The following is a 16,522-nucleotide window of genomic DNA, read 5'->3' as shown; positions in this document are numbered from 1 at the left end:
CCGGCTTAACGAATCACCAACACGTGTCGCCGTGTCGCCGGAACGGCCCCACCCACGAAACGCTCAGTTACCAGTGGAAGCCCCGCGAAAGCCGGGCCAGCGCCATCGCCGCGCGCGAGAGGTGTTTCTCGCCACGCCCGATCTTCAGCTCGCCCGAACCGCCCGCCGCGGTCGAATCCGGGAAGATCCGGAAACCCTGGTACGCGACGGCGTCGGTGAGGCCCGGCGTGAGCGTGTAGGCCAGCCCGATCGCCTGCCCCGCCGGGGTGCCGATGTGTTTGGGCCGCTCGACCAGCGCCTTCATCACCATGTCCGCGGCCTGCTCCGGCGACTTCGTCGGGAACGCGTCGTAGATCTTGGTCGGGCGGATCATGGGCGTGCGCACCAGCGGCATGTGGATCGTGGTGAACGTGATCCCGTCGCCGTGCGTCTCGGTCGCCGCGATCCGCGAGAAGTAGTCCAGCGCCGCCTTCGACGCCGCGTACGCCGAGAAGCGCGGCGCGATGCCCTGGACGCCGATCGACGACACGTTCACGATGTGCCCGAACTTGCGCTCCGACATGTGCGGCAGCACCGCGAGGATCAGCCGGACCGCGCCGAAGTAGTTGATGGCCATCGCGCGCTCGTAGTCGTGCATCCGGTCGTACGACAGCTTGATCGAGCGGCGGATCGACCGGCCGGCGTTGTTGACCAGCATGTCGATCCGGCCGTGCTCGGCCAGCATCGCGTCGACGGCCTTGTGCACCGAGTCCTCGTCGGTCAGGTCGGCCGGGTACACCGACGCCGTGCCGCCGGCGGCGACGATCTCGTCGCGGACCTCTTCCAGCTCGTGCTGGCGGCGCGCTACGAGCAGCGGGACCCCGCCCGCCGCGGCGACCTTCAGCGCCGTCGCGCGCCCGATGCCCGACGACGCGCCGGTGATGATCACGCGGCGGCCGTCCAGCTCGCCGCGCGGGCCGTGCTTGCGCGCGCGGAACGGGTCGAGGTGCTCGCGCCAGAAGCGCCACAGCGTCGGCGCGTACTCCTCCAGCCGCGGCACCTCCACGCTGCCGGCGAGCGCCTTGCGCGTCTCGGCCGAGGAGAACACCGACGGGAACGCCATCGTCTCCAGCAGCACCGGCGGGATGCCGAAGCGCTCCATCACGGCGTCGCGGGCGATGGTGACGCCGGGGATGTGCTCGGTCAGCTTGACCAGCCCGACGATCCGCTTGGAAAGCCCTTCCCCGAGCTGCGCCGTGATCGTCGGCGCGCCCGCGGCCTTCGCGAAGGCGTTGTAGACCGAGACGACCGGCTGCGGCTCGGGGTTGACCAGGTGGAACGCGTGGCCGTCGAGCCCGGGCTTGACGACCAGCTCCAGCAGGGCCTTGGCGACGTAGTCGACCGGCACGATGTTGGTGTCGCCGAGGTCCGGGCCGACGATCGGCAGCACGTCGGGCAGCCCGGCCAGCCGGTTGATCGCCGGGAAGAGGTAGTACGGGCCGTCGATCTTGTCCATTTCGCCGGTCTCGGAGTGCCCGACGACGACGGCGGGCCGGTACACCCGCCACGGCACCTGGTCCTGCTCGCGGACGATCTTCTCGGCCTCGAACTTGGTCCGGTGGTACGGCGTGACGAGCCGCTGCCCGGCGTCGAACATCTCCTCGGTGAAGACGCCTTCGTGGTCGCCCGCGACGGCCACCGAGGAGACGTGGTGCAGGCAGCCGGCGCGCAGGTCGGCGGCGAGGTCGACGACCGCGCGCGTACCGTCCACATTGGCCTTGACGCTCGCTTCGTCGTCGGCGGTGAGGTCGTAGAGCGCGGCCAGGTGGACGACGTGGTCGACGCCGCCGCGCAGCTTTTCGCGGTCCGCTTCGGACACGCCGAGCAGCGGCTCGCCGAGGTCGCCGGTGACGAGCGTGACGCGGTCGGAGTGCGGCCACTGGTCGACCAGTGCGGCCAGCTTGGCCTTGCTCGACGCGCGGACCACCAGCGCGACGCGGTCGTCGTCGGGACGGGAGAGCAGCAGCCGGGTGAACTGGCGCCCGATCAGTCCGGTCGCCCCGGTCACCAAGAACGTCGCCATCGTCTTCACACCTCTCACCGCGCTCGCCTGACCCTGGGCATTCTGCTGCATGGCGACGCCACTGACCACCGTGCCGAAACGTGATGTTACCCACGAGTAACTTATTCGGGGTCCGCGACGACGACGCGGTTCTCCTCGTAGCCGTCCGAGCCGCCGACCCAGCGGCCACCGCACGTCACCAGCACGACGCGGTGCGGGCCGGACTGGCCGAAGAGGTCGTCGGCGCGGGCGGGCAGGTCGTCCTTGTGCACGGTGACCAGCTGCGAGATCCGGTAGCGCCAGGTCTTTCCCGCACTGTCCACAATGGTCACTTCGCCGCCGATCCGCGCGGACCACAGCTCGGCGAACGGGCCGGTGGCGCCCCGCCAGTTGACGTGCCCGGCGAAGACGCTCGCTCCACCGGCGGCGTCCAGTTCGGCGCCCCACCAGGTCGCCTGGCGCAGGTCGGCGGGGATCGGGAGCTCCCCGCCGGGGCCGAGGTCCTTGCGGACGAGGGACGCCGTGCCGCCGGCGGGGAGCCGGACGGTGCCGGGCCGCTGAGGCGGTGGCGGTGGTGGGGCGGAGGTCCGCGCGGCCGCGGGGGCGGCACTGGTGGTCGCCGGCGCGGGCGGCGGCGGTGCGGGTGTGGCGGGGGCCGGACGGGCCGCCGGAGCGGCGGCACCGGCGGCGGGCAGCGCGGTCCCGGCCACGACGGCTACGGGTGGCGAGGTGACCACGGTGCCACCGAATTGGACGGCGAGGACGGTGGCCACGCCGAGCGCGAAGCCGGCGAGCAGCCGCCCGCGCTTGGGTTTCCGGGGCGCCCATTCGCCGCCGGGATCCGCCTCGCCCCAGCCGGCCCAGGTGTCGTCCGTGGTCCAGCCGGCGGCCGCCGCGGGTTGGCCGGCGGTCCTGTCGGTTGTGCGGCCTGCGTGGTCGCTCGCCGGCCAAGCCGGGCCGGCTCCGGCGTGGCCGCTGTTGCCGGTCGTGCCCGGGGCCGGTTCGGCCCTGCGGCCGGCTGGGCCTGAGGTCGCTCCGGCCCGGTCGCCGGTCGGCCCGGCCGGGCTCGGCTCGAACCAGCCGCCCGTGCCGCTCGCCCGCCGGCCGGTGCTCGGAGCTCCGCCGGGCCGGTAGAGCGTCCCGTCGTCTTCCGGCGACCAGCCCTCTCCCTTGGTGCGTGCCATCTCGCCTACCTGCGCGAGGCCCGCCGCGCGGCGAAGGCGGCCAGCCCGGCGCCCACCAGCACCAGCACCCCGAGCCCCGTCAGCCCCGCCGCCGAGTAGCTCGTCTCGACCGCGCCCCGCGCCTGGACGACCGGCGCGTCACCCGCCGGGATCGCGCGCGGCACCTCGTTCGGCTTGTTCACCACCGTCAACGCCAGCGTCTCGCCCGGCTTCACCGTTCCGCACGCCGACGGCGGGTTCTTCGGGTCGTACGCGTTCGTGTAGCCCGGCGGTGGCCCGGCCTCCACGACGCAGATCTCCTGCGGCGCTCGCAGACCGTCGACCGTCACGCCGCCCGTCGTCCCGTCCGTCGTGACGACCACCGGCTTGCCGTCGGCGCCGGTGAGCGGCTTGCCGTCCTGGCCGAGCGCGGCCGTCGTCTTGTCCTTGCCCGTGATCCGCAGGACCGCGCCGCCGACGCCCTTGCCGGTGTTCGCGTCCGTCTTGGTCACCTGGACCTTGCCCGGCTTCGCGACGCTGACCACGCCCTGCGCCGTCAGCTCCTTCTCACCGCCGGTCGAGACGACGCGCTGCTTCTCGGTGTCGACCGGCACCCGCACGTAGGGCCGGTCGGCCGGCGCGGCCAGCGACGCCACCAGCTTCGGCTGCTCGCCGGTCGGGGTCAGCTTGACCTTCACGGTCCCGTCCGCGCCCGTGTCGAGCGTGACGTCCTTCGCCGCGGCCTGCGGGCTCGCGTTCCCCGCGGCCGGTTCCCCGCCGCCGAGGGTCGCGGCGGTCGCCACCAGCTTCACCGGGACGCCGGGAACGCCCTTGCCCTTGGCGTTCTTCACCGTGACGGTCCATTCGGCGGGCTCGCCGGGGTACTGCGGCTCCTTCGGCGTGGTCACCGACGCCGTCCACGGGCCGCGGTTCGCCTCGGCCTCGGTCCGCAACCGGTCGATCGCCGCCACGGCGTCCGGGTGCTCCCGCAGCTGCTGCAGGTGGAACGGCGCGTCGTAGCCGATCTTGTCGTAGGTCAGCGCCGGGTCGAGGTCCGCGGGCGTGCGCGGGGCCGCCGTCCACGAGTGCAGCAGGTGCGCCAGCGCGGCGGCCTCGTCCGGCTTCTTGGTGTCGCCGTAGCGCAGGAGCAGGTACGAGATGCTCGCCGCCTGGTCGGCCGGGAGCTTCGTGCCCCACTTTGTCAGCAGTTGGTCGCCCGGCCGGTACTTCTCGTCGGAGTCCGGCGCCTTGAGCTGGAAGCTCACGCAGAAGACCTGCTGCCCGCCGACGATGTAGGAGCCCAGCCAGTTGCCGGTGTGCGGCAGCGGCGTCATCTTCTGCGGGTCCTTGGTGCGGTAGCCGATGCCCTCCTGCTTCGCGGCCGAGGCGACCGGAGCCGCGACGGTCACGGAGAGCGCGCCCAGCAGGGCCGCGGCGACCAGGCCGGTGAGTGCGCGGACGCCCGCGCGGGGACGTGTCGACCACCTCATGGTGTGCAGGCTCCTTCGTCGGACGCGGTTCGGTAGCGCCGCGTCTCCGCAGGTCACGTGATTGATCAAGTCCCCGACGCGCGCACGGTGAGCATCCGGGCACGCCAGGTGAGGGTCACTCGGAAGGGGCGGGGGTGTCTACCGCTCTTCGGGTGGCTGTCGCCGAACGGTCGTGATCTCCGTCGCATACGGTGTCCACCGAGGCCAGGAGCCCGCCGTCGAGTAAAGTCGTCTTTACTCGACGGGAACCGCTCGCTCCCGGCGGTCGTTGAACCCGATGCAGCGTCGATCCACGAAGCAGCAGATCCAGGAGGATCAGGTGCGTTCCAGTAGCAACCCGGCGTTCCGCAACCTGCCGCACGGCGGAACGCAGACTTACGGCCAGTACGGGCCCCCGGTGGGCTTCAACCAGCCCCAGGGTGGCGTGCCCGGGTACGGCCCCGGGCAGACCCGGTCCGGTGAGGGCGACCGCCCGATGACGGTCGACGACGTCGTCGTCAAGACCGGCATGAGCCTGGGCGTCGCGCTGCTCGCCGGCATCGTCACCGGCATCTGGGCCCAGAGTCAGCTCGCCGAGACCGGCAGGCTGTCCGGCGCCCTGATCGGCGCCATGCTCGGCGGCCTCGTCGTCGGGCTCGTCATCTCCCTCGTGATCATCTTCCGGCAGAAGCCGAGCGGCCCGCTGACGCTGGTCTACTCGGCGGCCGAAGGGCTCTTCCTCGGCGCGCTCAGCGGCGTGTTCGAGGTCGTCTACCCGGGCATCGCGCTGCAGGCGATCATCGGCACCGCCGGTGTCTTCATCGGCATGCTGGTCGTCTACAAGACCGGCGCGGTCAAGGTGACGCCGAAGCTGACCAAGTGGATCGTCGGTGCCGTCGTCGGCGTCGCGATCCTGATGCTGTTCAACCTGATCAGCTCGCTGTTCTTCGGCTTCAACCCGCTGCGCGACGGCGGCCCGCTCGCCATCGTGTTCAGCATCGTCTGCATCGGCATCGCGGCGTTCAGCTTCCTGCTCGACTTCGACCAGGCCGACCGGATGATCCGCGAGGGCATGCCGTCGAAGTGGGCCTGGTACACCGCGTTCGGTCTGATGACGACGCTGGTGTGGCTGTACCTGGAGATCCTGCGGCTGCTGTCGTACCTCCGCGAGTAATCTGGCGCACCGTCTCGCAGTGAAGGCGCTCCGTAATCGGCGGGGCGCCTTTTCTGTGGGTAATTCGTGCATTCGGGGACCCCGCTGCGGGCCGTGCTCACCCTGCGTGTTGGATGTGCCGGTCGGTTCTTCATTTCACATGTGTGAGGTGCACAGTGAGCGTTCCCCCTCCGGCCCCCGGGGGCCAGCAGCCGGTGGGTCAGCCCGATCCCTACGGGCCGCCTCCGGGCGGTCAGCCGCAGCAGTACGGCCAGCAGGGCCAGTTCGGCGCCGCGCCGGGCACCCCGCCGCAGGGCGGCCAGTACGGCCCGCCGCCCGGCCAGTACCCGCCGCCGCCCGGTCAGCCCGGCCAGTTCCAGGGCGGCCAGTTCCCGCCCGCGCCGCCGGTGCCCAAGAAGTCGAAGACCGGCGCCATCATCAAGTTCGGCGTCCTCGGCGTCGTCGTGATCGTGGCCATCGTCGTCGGGATCGTGTCGTTCAACAGCTCGCCGGCCAGCTCCAACGTCGGTGACTGCCTGTCGATCACCGAGTTCACCCGTGGCGGCGACGACCCGGCGAAGGCCGACTGCGGCGACCCGAAGGCGAACGTCAAGATCGCCGCGAAGCTCGACAAGGCGAGCGACGAATGCCCCGGCGGTTCCGAGTCCGGCTACGACACGTACTCGGTCAGCGGCCGCAGCTCGTACAAGCTGTGCCTGATGATCAACGCCAAGCAGGGCGACTGCCTGGCGAACTTCTCGTCGCAGACCAAGGGCTACCAGAAGGTCGCGTGCACCGACCCGAGCAAGGACGCCGAGCTCGTGAAGGTCGTCGAAGGCCAGGCGAGCGAGAGCGTCTGCGAGGGCACCGAAGCCACCCGCGTCGCGATCTACCCGCAGCCGGCGACGACGATGTGCGTCAAGACGAACTAGCCGGCCTCGTCGAAAGGCCTCCTCGCGCGCTTCGCGAGGAGGCCTTCTTCGTTTCCCACACTGTGCGACGAGCTGCGGAAAATCGATCACCGGACCTAACTTGAGTCGTCCTGCCCGCCGAGCCTGGAGTACTGGTGGCGACGACCGAATCCCCTGCCGGTGAAAAGAAGTTCCTCGACTTCCCCACCTCCTGCGCCGCGCCCGTGCCGAAGCCGGAGGAGCCCGTCCGCGTGGTCCCGCTGGCCGTGGCGGGCGTTCTCGCGGCCGGCCTGACCTGGTACGTCTGGGCCGGCCACGGCGCCAAGTCCGGCGTCCTGCTGCTGCTCGGCCTGGGCCTCGGGCTCGCGCTGTTCCACTCGCGCTTCGGCTTCACCTCGGCGTGGCGGCAGCTGATCGCCGTCGGCAACGGCCAGGGCCTGCGCGCCCACACGCTGCTGCTCGGCACCGCCGCCACGGTGATCGCGCTGATCGCGGGCACCGGCACCGGGCTGTTCGGCAGCAAGCCGGCGCCGACGGCCAGCCCGCTCGGGCTCGCCCTCTTCGTCGGCGCGACGCTGTTCGCGATCGGCATGCAGCTCGGCGGCGCGTGCGCGTCCGGCACGCTCTTCGCGGTCGGGTCCGGGCAGTCGACGATCGTGCTGACACTCGGCGGGTTCATCACCGGGTCCGTGCTCTACACCTGGGCGTACCCGCTGCTGAACGGCTGGCCGGCCTTCCCCGGCGTGCTGCTGGCCGACCACGTCGGCTGGTTCGGCTCGTGGGCGATCACGATCGCCGTGCTGGCCGGGATCGTGCTGGTCACCCGCGCAGTGCAGCGCCGCCGCACGCCGCCGCCGGTGGACGTCGTGCCGACCGCGCACGGCCTCGCGCGGATCTTCCGCGGCTCCTGGCCGGTCCTCGTCGGCGCGGTCGTGCTGGGCGTGCTGGCCGGCGCGGTGTTCCTGGTGTCCGGCGGGATCTGGGGTGTGACGAGCGCGTTCTCCTTGTGGGGCGCCAAGATCCTGCAGGTGTTCGGGCTGCACCCGGAGTCGTGGGAGTTCTGGCGGCAGAAAGCCAACGCGACGTCGCTGGCCGGGCCGATCTGGACGGACAAGAACAGCCTGACCGACATCGGGATCATGATCGGCGCGGCGGTGGCCGCCGCGGCCGCGGGCGCGTGGAAGATCCACAGCTCGATCCCGTGGCGCACCGCGGTGGCCGCGCTCCTCGGCGGCGTCCTGATGGGCGTCGGCGCGCGGATGGCGGGCGGCTGCAACATCGGCGCGTACCTCGGCGGGATCTCGACCGGCAGCCTGCACGGCTGGCTGTGGGGCGTGTTCGCGCTCGGCGGCACGTGGGTGGGGCTGAAGCTGCGGCCGCTGTTCGGGCTGGCGAACCCGGTGCCGACCGACAGCATCTGCTGACGGGCTTTTTGTCGGAGGCCCCCGGTATCGTCGCGGACGAATCGACGAAACTGGGGGAAATCTCCTGATGGCTACGCAAAGAACCGGCTCGGCGCCGAACGGTGACGCGCTCGACGCCGGTGTCCTGAAAGTGGCGTCCGTGGTGGTGCTCGGCGCCATCATGGCGATCCTGGACACCACGGTCGTCAACGTCGCGCTGCAGAAGCTGACGATCGAGTTCTCGACCTCGTTCGACGTCATCCAGTGGGTCGCCACCGGCTACCTGCTGGCGCTGGCCACCGTGATCCCGGTCACCGGCTGGGCGTCCGACCGCTTCGGCACCAAGCGGCTCTACATGCTCGCGATCGTGCTGTTCCTGGCGGGCTCGATGCTCGCGGGCGCGGCGTGGAACATCGAAACGCTGATCGTCTTCCGCGTCCTGCAGGGCTTCGGCGGCGGCATGCTGATGCCGTGCGGGATGACGATCCTGACCCGCACGGCGGGCCCGCAGCGGCTCGGCCGGGTGATGGCGGTGCTGGGCGTGCCGATGCTGCTCGGCCCGATCGGCGGCCCGATCCTCGGCGGCTGGCTGGTCGACGCGGTGAGCTGGCGCTGGATCTTCTTCATCAACGTCCCGATCGGCGTCGTCACGCTGCTGCTGGCTTGGCGGCTGCTGCCGAAGGACGAGCCCGAGACGGCGTCGCGCTTCGACTTCCTGGGCATGCTGATGGTGTCGCCGGGGCTGGCGGCGCTGATCTTCGGCGTCTCGAAGATCCCGTCGGCCGGCGGGGTCGGCGCCGTCGAGGTGTGGCTGCCGGCGCTGGCCGGGCTGGCGCTGCTGGTGGCGTTCGTCCTGCGCGCGCTGCGCGTGGCGAACCCCCTGGTGGACCTGCGGCTGTTCAAGAACCGGTCGTTCACGGTGGCGATGGTGACGATGTCGCTGTTCTTCGTCGCGTTCCTCGGCGGGATGATGCTGCTGCCGACGTACTTCCTGCTGGTGCGCGGCGAGACGACGCTGCACGCCGGGCTCTTGCTGGCCCCGCAGGGCATCGGCGCGATGATCACGATGCCGATCACCGGCAGGCTGGCCGACAAGGTCGGCGCGCGCAGGATCGTGCTGCCGGGCATGGTGCTGATCATCGGCGCGATGGCGGTGCTGACCCAGGTCACGGCGACCACGCCGTACTGGACGCTGCTGTCGGCGCTGTTCGTGATGGGCCTGGGCATGGGCTGCACGATGATGCCGATCACGACGTCGGCGCTGCAGACGCTGCAGCCGAAGGACATGGCCCGCGCCTCGACGGCGACGAACATCGTCCAGCAGACGGCGGGCGCGATCGGCTCGGCGGTGATGGCCACGATCCTGGCGGCGCTGCTGGCGGGCAAGTTCGGCGTCCCGACGGCCCAGGGCCAGCTGGCGGCGACGGCGGCGATCCTGAACCCCCAGTCCCACGCGGCGGCGACGGGCTTGGCGGCGGACGCCTTCTCGACGACGTTCGTGTGGTCACTGGTGCTGGTGGTGCTGTGCGTGGTCCCGGCGCTGTTCCTGCCGAAGACCAAGCCGGCGGCGCCGGCCCCCTCGGAAGGCGACGAGGTGGCCCCGCCGGCGATGGTCCACTGAGCCGGTGGCGAAGACCGTGAAACCGTGGTCGTTCGGGTTTGTCTACGTGCTGCGCAACCCGCGTGATCCGGGCGTGGTGAAGATCGGGTTCACCGACCGGCTCGCGGAAGACCGGGCCAAGGAGCTGTCGGGCTCCGGCTTGCCCGAACCCTTCACGGTCGAATTCCGGGCGGCGACGTGCCGTCCGCGGGAATTGGAGCGGTTCGCGCACGACGCGCTCGCCGAGTTCCGGCTCAACCCGCGCCGCGAGTTCTTCGAGGTTCCCGTCGAAGTCGCCATCGAGACGATCCGCGAAGGACTTACGCTGGTGGACGGGATCGATGCGTGGGCGTCGGACGAGGTTCACACCGTCGGCGCGGGCGACCGGATGACGCTCGCCACGAAGGCCGGTGAGATCTTCGTGGTGCTGGCCATGTTGGATCCCTTGCTGTCGAGACCGTTCCATCCGCACGACTTCTGGCAAGCGCACGCCGACGGCGACAGCCTCGAACTGATGGGCACGGACAACGTCGGCGCTGTCGCGGGACTCAGTGACGACGATCAGGGCGCCACTGAGGACCCGGTCCCGTTTCTCGACCGGGCCGGGACCGCCCCGGCGGGAGTGATCAACGGCCGCGAACGTCTCCGTCCGGGGGACAGGCTGTTGTGGCTGGCGGTCGATCCGACAGGGGAAAACGCGGTGACTGCCATGTTCGAGATGATTGATCACTGCCAGGTCGTCAGCCGGACGTGGGACTTGAAGTTCGCCCCGAATGGCTTCCCGCTGTTACTGAACATCCCGATGTTCGAGAAGCTCCCGCCGGTCGCGGTCCGCCGCACCCGCGCAGCCTTGGCGATGCCGCCTCTTCGACCCCCGGCGCCGAGGCTTCTCGATTCGGAAGATGAGGTGCCCGTCGCCGGGGATCCGCAGCCCCCCGAGTACTGGCTCCCTCAGCTGAAGCGAGGGGAGCGCGGCGGCAGCTGACCCGGAACGCGAGAAGGCCGCCACCGGAACCCCGGTGGCGGCCTTCTCCGCGTCACAGCGTCAGGAGAGGCGCTCGATGACCAGCGCCATGCCCTGGCCGCCGCCGACGCACATCGTCTCGAGGCCGAACTGCTTGTCGTGGTGCTGCAGGGAGTTGATCAGCGTCGACGTGATGCGCGCGCCCGTCATGCCGAACGGGTGGCCCACCGCGATCGCGCCGCCGTTGACGTTCAGGCGGTCCAGGTCGATGCCCAGGTCGCGGTACGACGGGATCACCTGCGCCGCGAACGCCTCGTTGATCTCCACCAGGTCGATGTCGCCGATCGACAGGCCCGCCCGCGACAGCGCCTGCTTGGACGCCTCCACCGGCCCGTAGCCCATGATCTCCGGCGACAGGCCCGTCACGCCCGTCGACACGATGCGGGCCAGCGGCGTCAGGCCCAGCTCGCGCGCCTTCGTGTCGGACATGATCACCAGCGCCGCCGCGCCGTCGTTGAGCGCGCAGCAGTTGCCCGCCGTCACGCGGCCGTCCGGGCGGAACACCGGCTTCAGACCCGAAACGCCCTCGAGGGTCACACCCGCGCGCGGGCCGTCGTCCTTCGAGACGACCGTGCCGTCCGGGAGCGTCACCGGGGTGATGTCCTTGGCCCAGAAGCCGTCCGCGATGGCCTTCTCGGCCAGGTTCTGCGAGCGGACGCCGAACTCGTCCATCTCCTCGCGCGTGACGCCCTTCAGTCGCGCCAGGTTCTCCGCGGTCTGGCCCATCGCGATGTAGACGTCCGGCACCAGGCCGTCGCCGCGCGGGTCCGTCCAGCTGTCGGTGCCCGACTCGGCCGTCGCCGCGGTGCGCTTCTCCGCGTCGGCGAACAGCGGGTTGTGCGTGTCCGGCCACGAGTCCGAGCTGCCCTTGGCGAACCGCGAGACGGTCTCGACGCCGGCCGAGATGAAGACGTCGCCCTCGCCGGCCTTGATCGCGTGGAACGCCATCCGGGTGGTCTGCAGGCTGGACGAGCAGTAGCGCGTGATGGTGCAGCCGGGCAGGTGGTCGTAGCCCAGCTCGACGGCGACCGCGCGGCCCATGTTGAACCCGGACTCGCCGCCCGGCAGGCCGCAGCCCAGCATCAGGTCGTCGATGTCGGCGGGGTCGAGCTGCGGCACCTTGGCCAGTGCCGCCTGGACCATCTGCACGGTCAGGTCGTCGGGCCGCATGCCGACCAGCGAGCCCTTCCCGGCGCGGCCGATCGGCGAACGAGCGGTGGAGACGATGACGGCTTCAGGCATGACGTGACACATCCTCGTATCGCGAGCTAAGCGGTTGCTCATCAGTGTGCCGTGAACCACGTCCCCGGCAAAGCCGAACGCGACCAACGCAACAGCGGGCTGGCAGGATCACCCGGGTGGGGACCGAGACGCGGGTGCTGCGGACGAGGACGATCCTGCTGTGGGGCGCCGGGCTGCTGGTGGTCGCCGCCGTCGCGGCCACCCTCCTGCTGACCCTGCTGGGCGGCGGCCGCCCGGAGGACTCCGCCCGGCTGGACGCCCTCAAGACCGCCGCCAACATCGTCGTCGGCACCGGGGGCGCCGCCGCCCTGCTGCTCGCCGCGCGGCGGCAGCGGTCGGCCGAGCTCGACCTCGCGCAGAAGGACCACGACGCCACCGAGCGGCGGATCACCGAGATCTACGGCAAGGCCGCCGACCAGCTCGGCAGCGACAAGGCGCCGGTCCGCCTCGCCGGGCTGTACTCGCTCGAACGGCTCGCCGGCGGGTACCCCGAACACCGGCAGACGATCGTCAACGTCCTCTGCGCCTACCTGCGGATGCCGTTCGAAAACCGCACCGAGGACGCGGAGGAGCTGCAGGTCCGCAAGACCGCGCAGCGCATCCTCATGCTGCACTTGCGCCCCGGCAAGCCCGAGCAGCCGAACGGCGACTACTGGCCGGACATCGACCTCGACTTCTCCGGGGCGCGGCTGGTCGGGCTGACTCTCACGCACTGCGCGATCCGGTCGATCACCTGCTACGGCGCCACGTTCTCCGAGCTGACGTCCTTCCGCGGCAGCAGATTCCGCAGCAAAGCCGACTTCAACCAGGCGATGTTCAAAAACCGCGTCGATTTTCGCGGGGCCGAATTCGGTGCCGGGTGCGAGACGTTCAACGGCGCCGTTTTCGCAGGTCCGGCCGATTTCGGGACGAAGTCCGCCGCCCGGCTCGCCGGTGCCGAGGCCGAACCGGGGTTCCCCCGCACCTGGCCGGAAGGCTGGGAAGAACGCAGTGGCGCGGGCAGATCACAATTGACACGAAAGGACGAACCGGGGCAACCGGCGCGCCGATAGAATCGTCGCACCGATGACAGGGTCGCCAATTCCGACACGGGAGGTGAACTGGCGATGATGACCGGACGGGCCGCCTCCACGGCGTGCCGGACTCCTCGGATGGGGTGCCGCACCACGGTCGACGCCGGGCGGGACCTCCGGGACGGGACGACGGCTCAGCGTGCAGCGGCCCTCGGGCCGGTACCGGTGTAGACGAGCGGCTTGGTGGCCGCCCGCGGTCTTCGCCGGATGGCCCGACCTCGCTGACGCGGACCCGGCGAGCCCGACGCGCACCCGGAGACCGCCGGCGCACGAGTGGACAACTCCACCGGTGCGCCGTTTAGGCTGGCGCTCGTGGAGTACGCAGAGCACATCGCAGACCTCGTGGGCAACACCCCGCTGGTCAAGCTGAACTCGTTGACCAAGGGGCTCAAGCCGCTCGTGCTGGCCAAGGTCGAGTACCTGAACCCGGGTGGCTCGGTCAAGGACCGCATCGCGCTGCGCATGATCGAAGCGGCGGAGCGCTCCGGCGAGCTGCGCCCCGGCGGCACGATCGTGGAACCGACGTCCGGCAACACCGGCGTCGGCCTGGCCATGGTCGCCCAGCGCAAGGGCTACCAGTGCGTGTTCGTCTGCCCGGACAAGGTCAGCGAGGACAAGCGCAACGTGCTCAAGGCGTACGGCGCCCGCGTCGTCGTGTGCCCGACGGCGGTCGCGCCCGAGCACCCGGACTCCTACTACAACGTCTCCGACCGCCTGGTCCGCGAGATCGACGGCGCCTGGAAGCCCAACCAGTACGCCAACCCGCAGAACCCCGAGAGCCACTACCTCTCCACCGGCCCGGAGCTGTGGAAGCAGACCGACGGCAAGATCACGCACTTCGTCGCGGGCGTCGGCACCGGCGGCACCATCTCGGGCACCGGCAAGTACCTCAAGGAGGTCAGCGACGGCCGCGTGCAGGTGGTCGGCGCCGACCCGGAGGGTTCGGTCTACTCCGGCGGCAGCGGCCGGCCGTACCTGGTCGAAGGCGTCGGCGAGGACTTCTGGCCGGACACCTACGACCGCGATATCGCCGACGAGATCATCCCGGTCTCCGACGCCGACTCCTTCCAGGTCACCCGGCGGCTCGCGCTCGAAGAAGGCCTGCTCGTCGGCGGCTCCTGCGGGATGGCCGTCGCCGCCGCGCTGAAGCTCGCCGAGCGGCTCACCGAGGACGACGTCGTGGTCGTGCTGCTGCCCGACGGCGGCCGCGGATACCTGACGAAGGTCTTCAACGACACCTGGATGTCCTCCTACGGCTTCCTGCCGCCCGACTCCTCGGGCGCGACGGTCGCCGACGTGCTCACGAAGAAGAGCGGGCACCTGCCGGCCCTGGTGCACACGCACCCGAACGAGACCGTCGCCGAAGCCATCGCGATCCTGTCGGAGTTCGACGTCAGCCAGATGCCCGTGGTCAGCGCGGAGCCGCCGGTGATGGCCGCCGAGGTCGTCGGCGCGGTCAACGAGCGCGACCTGCTCGACGCGCTGTTCACCGGCAAGGCGCAGCTGGCCGACCGGCTCGAGGGGCACATGTCGCCGCCGCTGCCCACGATCGGCGGCGGCGAGCAGGTCGGCGCCGCGATGACGGCGCTCGAGGGCGCCGACGGGGCGCTCGTGCTGATCGACGGCAAGCCCGCCGGGGTCGTCACCCGGCACGACCTCCTGGGCTTCCTGGCCGGGCGCTGAACAACAGCTGAGAAGGGTCTTAATCGGTCGACCCGGCAGGGGCGTTACGAGCGCCTCGCCGGGTGATCCGATAGCGTGAGCGCGAGTACAAAACTTTCGCGTCCTCGTCAAGGGGGTTCAAGACCCACATGAGTGCACCGCAGCCACCGAACCAGCCGTGGGGTGGCGGCCAGCCACCTCAAGGCCCGCCGAGTGGCCCCCAGCCGCAGCAGGACCCGTTCGGCAGCCCGGAACCGACCCAGGTCGTCCAGCCCGCCCAGCCCCAGGGCGGCTCCCCGTTCGGGGAGACGCCGGAGCCGACGCAGGTCGTCCAGCCTGCTCAGCCGGGTGAGGGCGGGGCGGGCGCGACCCAGGCGATGCCCCCGGTCGACGCGAACGCGACCCAGATGGTGAACCCGGTCGGCGGCGGCGACGCCCCGGTCGCGGACTCCACGCAGCTGGTGCCCCCGGGCTCCCAGCCGCCGCCGGCGATCCCGTACACCCCGCCGCCGAGCGCGGCCGACAACCCGGCCGCGGCGTTCGGCCAGCAGCCGGGCGGCTACGGCCAGCCCGGTCAGCAGGGGCAGCACGGTCAGCCGGGCGGGTTCGGGCAGCAGCCCGGCGGGTACGGCCAGCCGGGCCAGCCGCCGCAGGGCTTCGGCGGTCCCGGCTTCGGCGGCCCCCAGCAGCCCGGCTTCGGCGGTCAGCCGCCGCAGTTCGGCGGCCCGTCGGCCGCGGGCAACGGCCTCTTCGGCTACATCGCCGGTGGCGTGGTCGCCCTGCTGGCCCTGGTCGCGCTCATCATCTCGTTCAGCTACATGGGCGACGCGAGCGACTACTCGAAGATCTTCGACCTCGCCCCGGACCAGGCGGCGATCGACAAGGTCCTCGACGCGGCCGGCATCGTCGGCCCGGGCACCCTCTGGTTCTACGTGATCATGCTCCTGCTGGGGGCGCTGATCTCCCTCGCCGGTGGCGTCGGGCTGGCGCTCGTGGGCAAGCTCGGCGGGATCAAGAAGTTCGTCCCGATCGCGATCGTCGCGGGCGGCGCGCTGCTCACGCTCTTCGCGCTCCTGATCAAGATCGGCATGACGCCGAACGCCGAGACGCTCGCGCAGGCCTCGGCGTCGGAGAAGGACACGTTCGGCATCGGGCTGCCGCCGCTGATCCTCGGCATCCTCATCCTCATCGTGGGCGTGCTCGGGCTCATCCCGGCGACGCAGCAGTTCGTCGGCCTCGGTGACGGCGCCGCCGCGCCGGGTGGCCCGCAGGGCTTCGGCGGGCCGCAGGGCTTCGGCGGTCAGCAGCAGCCGGGCGGGTTCGGTCAGCCGGGCCAGCCGGGCGGGTTCGGGCAGCAGCAGGGTGGCTACGGCCAGCCGCCCCAGCAGCAGGGCTACGGCCAGCCTCCGGGCTACGGCCAGCCGGGCGGGCCCAACCCGTCCAGCGGCGGGTTCCCGCAGCCGTCGAGCGGGGGCTTCCCGCAGCCGGGCCAGCCGCCGCAGCCGGGCGGGTACGGCCAGCCGGGTCAGCCGCCGCAGGGCTACCCGCAGCAGCCGGGTCAGCCGCCGCAGGGCTGGGGCCAGCCGCCGGGGCAGCAGGGTCCGCCGAGCGGCGGGTTCGGCCAGCCGGGCCAGCCCGGCCAGCCGCCGCAGCAGTGGTGAACTAGTACACCTTCTCGTGCCCCGGAGCCTTTTCGGCTCCGGGGCACGCTGCATTTATAGCCGAATTCGCAATTGTCCGAAGAGGACCAATACGCGATACGTCAACTGTCGGTGATCGCG

General features: G+C 71.2%; 12 protein-coding genes. 8 read left to right on the top strand and 4 right to left on the bottom strand.

Annotation, left to right across the window (positions count from 1 at the left end; all coding sequences use genetic code 11):
- Window positions 1-67 precede the first annotated feature (67 nt).
- From ACWEVP_RS37010 to ACWEVP_RS37000, 3 genes are all read right to left on the bottom strand, one after another.
- Entirely contained in the window at window positions 68-2,062 is a 1,995-nt protein-coding gene (locus ACWEVP_RS37010) for an SDR family oxidoreductase (protein ID WP_452067222.1), read from the bottom strand.
- Window positions 2,063-2,163: 101 nt separating this feature from the next.
- Window positions 2,164-2,838 (bottom strand): class F sortase, encoded by a 675-nt coding sequence (locus ACWEVP_RS37005; protein ID WP_452067384.1) that lies wholly within the window; start codon window positions 2,836-2,838, stop codon window positions 2,164-2,166.
- A 392-nt stretch (window positions 2,839-3,230) separates the two neighbouring features.
- A complete protein-coding gene (locus tag ACWEVP_RS37000; RefSeq protein ID WP_452067221.1) occupies window positions 3,231-4,694 on the bottom strand; it encodes a hypothetical protein in 1,464 nt (487 codons plus the stop codon).
- Window positions 4,695-5,013: 319 nt separating this feature from the next.
- On the opposite strand from ACWEVP_RS37000, the gene ACWEVP_RS36995 reads away from it, so the two are divergent.
- The 5 genes from ACWEVP_RS36995 to ACWEVP_RS36975 all read left to right on the top strand — a co-directional run bounded on the left by ACWEVP_RS36995 (window position 5,014) and on the right by ACWEVP_RS36975 (window position 10,725).
- Window positions 5,014-5,847 (top strand): Bax inhibitor-1/YccA family protein, encoded by an 834-nt coding sequence (locus ACWEVP_RS36995; protein WP_452067220.1) that lies wholly within the window; start codon window positions 5,014-5,016, stop codon window positions 5,845-5,847.
- Between the two features lie 155 nt (window positions 5,848-6,002).
- Complete coding sequence (locus ACWEVP_RS36990; RefSeq protein WP_452067219.1) at window positions 6,003-6,758, top strand: LppU/SCO3897 family protein; 756 nt, start codon at window positions 6,003-6,005, stop codon at window positions 6,756-6,758.
- A gap of 134 nt (window positions 6,759-6,892) precedes the next feature.
- Window positions 6,893-8,161, top strand: coding sequence for a YeeE/YedE family protein (locus ACWEVP_RS36985; RefSeq protein ID WP_452067218.1), 1,269 nt, complete (start codon window positions 6,893-6,895; stop codon window positions 8,159-8,161).
- Between the two features lie 67 nt (window positions 8,162-8,228).
- Complete coding sequence (locus tag ACWEVP_RS36980; RefSeq protein WP_452067217.1) at window positions 8,229-9,761, top strand: DHA2 family efflux MFS transporter permease subunit; 1,533 nt, start codon at window positions 8,229-8,231, stop codon at window positions 9,759-9,761.
- A 4-nt stretch (window positions 9,762-9,765) separates the two neighbouring features.
- Window positions 9,766-10,725, top strand: a complete 960-nt coding sequence (locus ACWEVP_RS36975; RefSeq protein ID WP_452067216.1) for a GIY-YIG nuclease family protein — start codon at window positions 9,766-9,768, stop codon at window positions 10,723-10,725.
- 60 nt (window positions 10,726-10,785) lie between these two features.
- Here the strand turns inward: ACWEVP_RS36975 and ACWEVP_RS36970 are convergent, their stop codons facing one another.
- Window positions 10,786-12,006, bottom strand: coding sequence for an acetyl-CoA C-acetyltransferase (locus ACWEVP_RS36970; RefSeq protein WP_452067215.1), 1,221 nt, complete (start codon window positions 12,004-12,006; stop codon window positions 10,786-10,788).
- A gap of 116 nt (window positions 12,007-12,122) precedes the next feature.
- On the opposite strand from ACWEVP_RS36970, the gene ACWEVP_RS36965 reads away from it, so the two are divergent.
- The 3 genes from ACWEVP_RS36965 to ACWEVP_RS36955 all read left to right on the top strand — a co-directional run bounded on the left by ACWEVP_RS36965 (window position 12,123) and on the right by ACWEVP_RS36955 (window position 16,402).
- Entirely contained in the window at window positions 12,123-13,058 is a 936-nt protein-coding gene (locus ACWEVP_RS36965; protein ID WP_452067214.1) for a pentapeptide repeat-containing protein, read from the top strand.
- Between the two features lie 333 nt (window positions 13,059-13,391).
- Entirely contained in the window at window positions 13,392-14,762 is a 1,371-nt protein-coding gene (locus ACWEVP_RS36960) for a cystathionine beta-synthase (RefSeq protein ID WP_452067213.1), read from the top strand.
- Window positions 14,763-14,890: 128 nt separating this feature from the next.
- Window positions 14,891-16,402 (top strand): hypothetical protein, encoded by a 1,512-nt coding sequence (locus tag ACWEVP_RS36955; protein WP_452067212.1) that lies wholly within the window; start codon window positions 14,891-14,893, stop codon window positions 16,400-16,402.
- Window positions 16,403-16,522: the final 120 nt, after the last annotated feature.

Source organism: Amycolatopsis sp. NPDC003865, assembly GCF_053605345.1.
The sequence above is the reverse complement of the archived record's forward strand: the minus strand, read 5'-3'. Positions and strand labels throughout refer to the sequence as shown.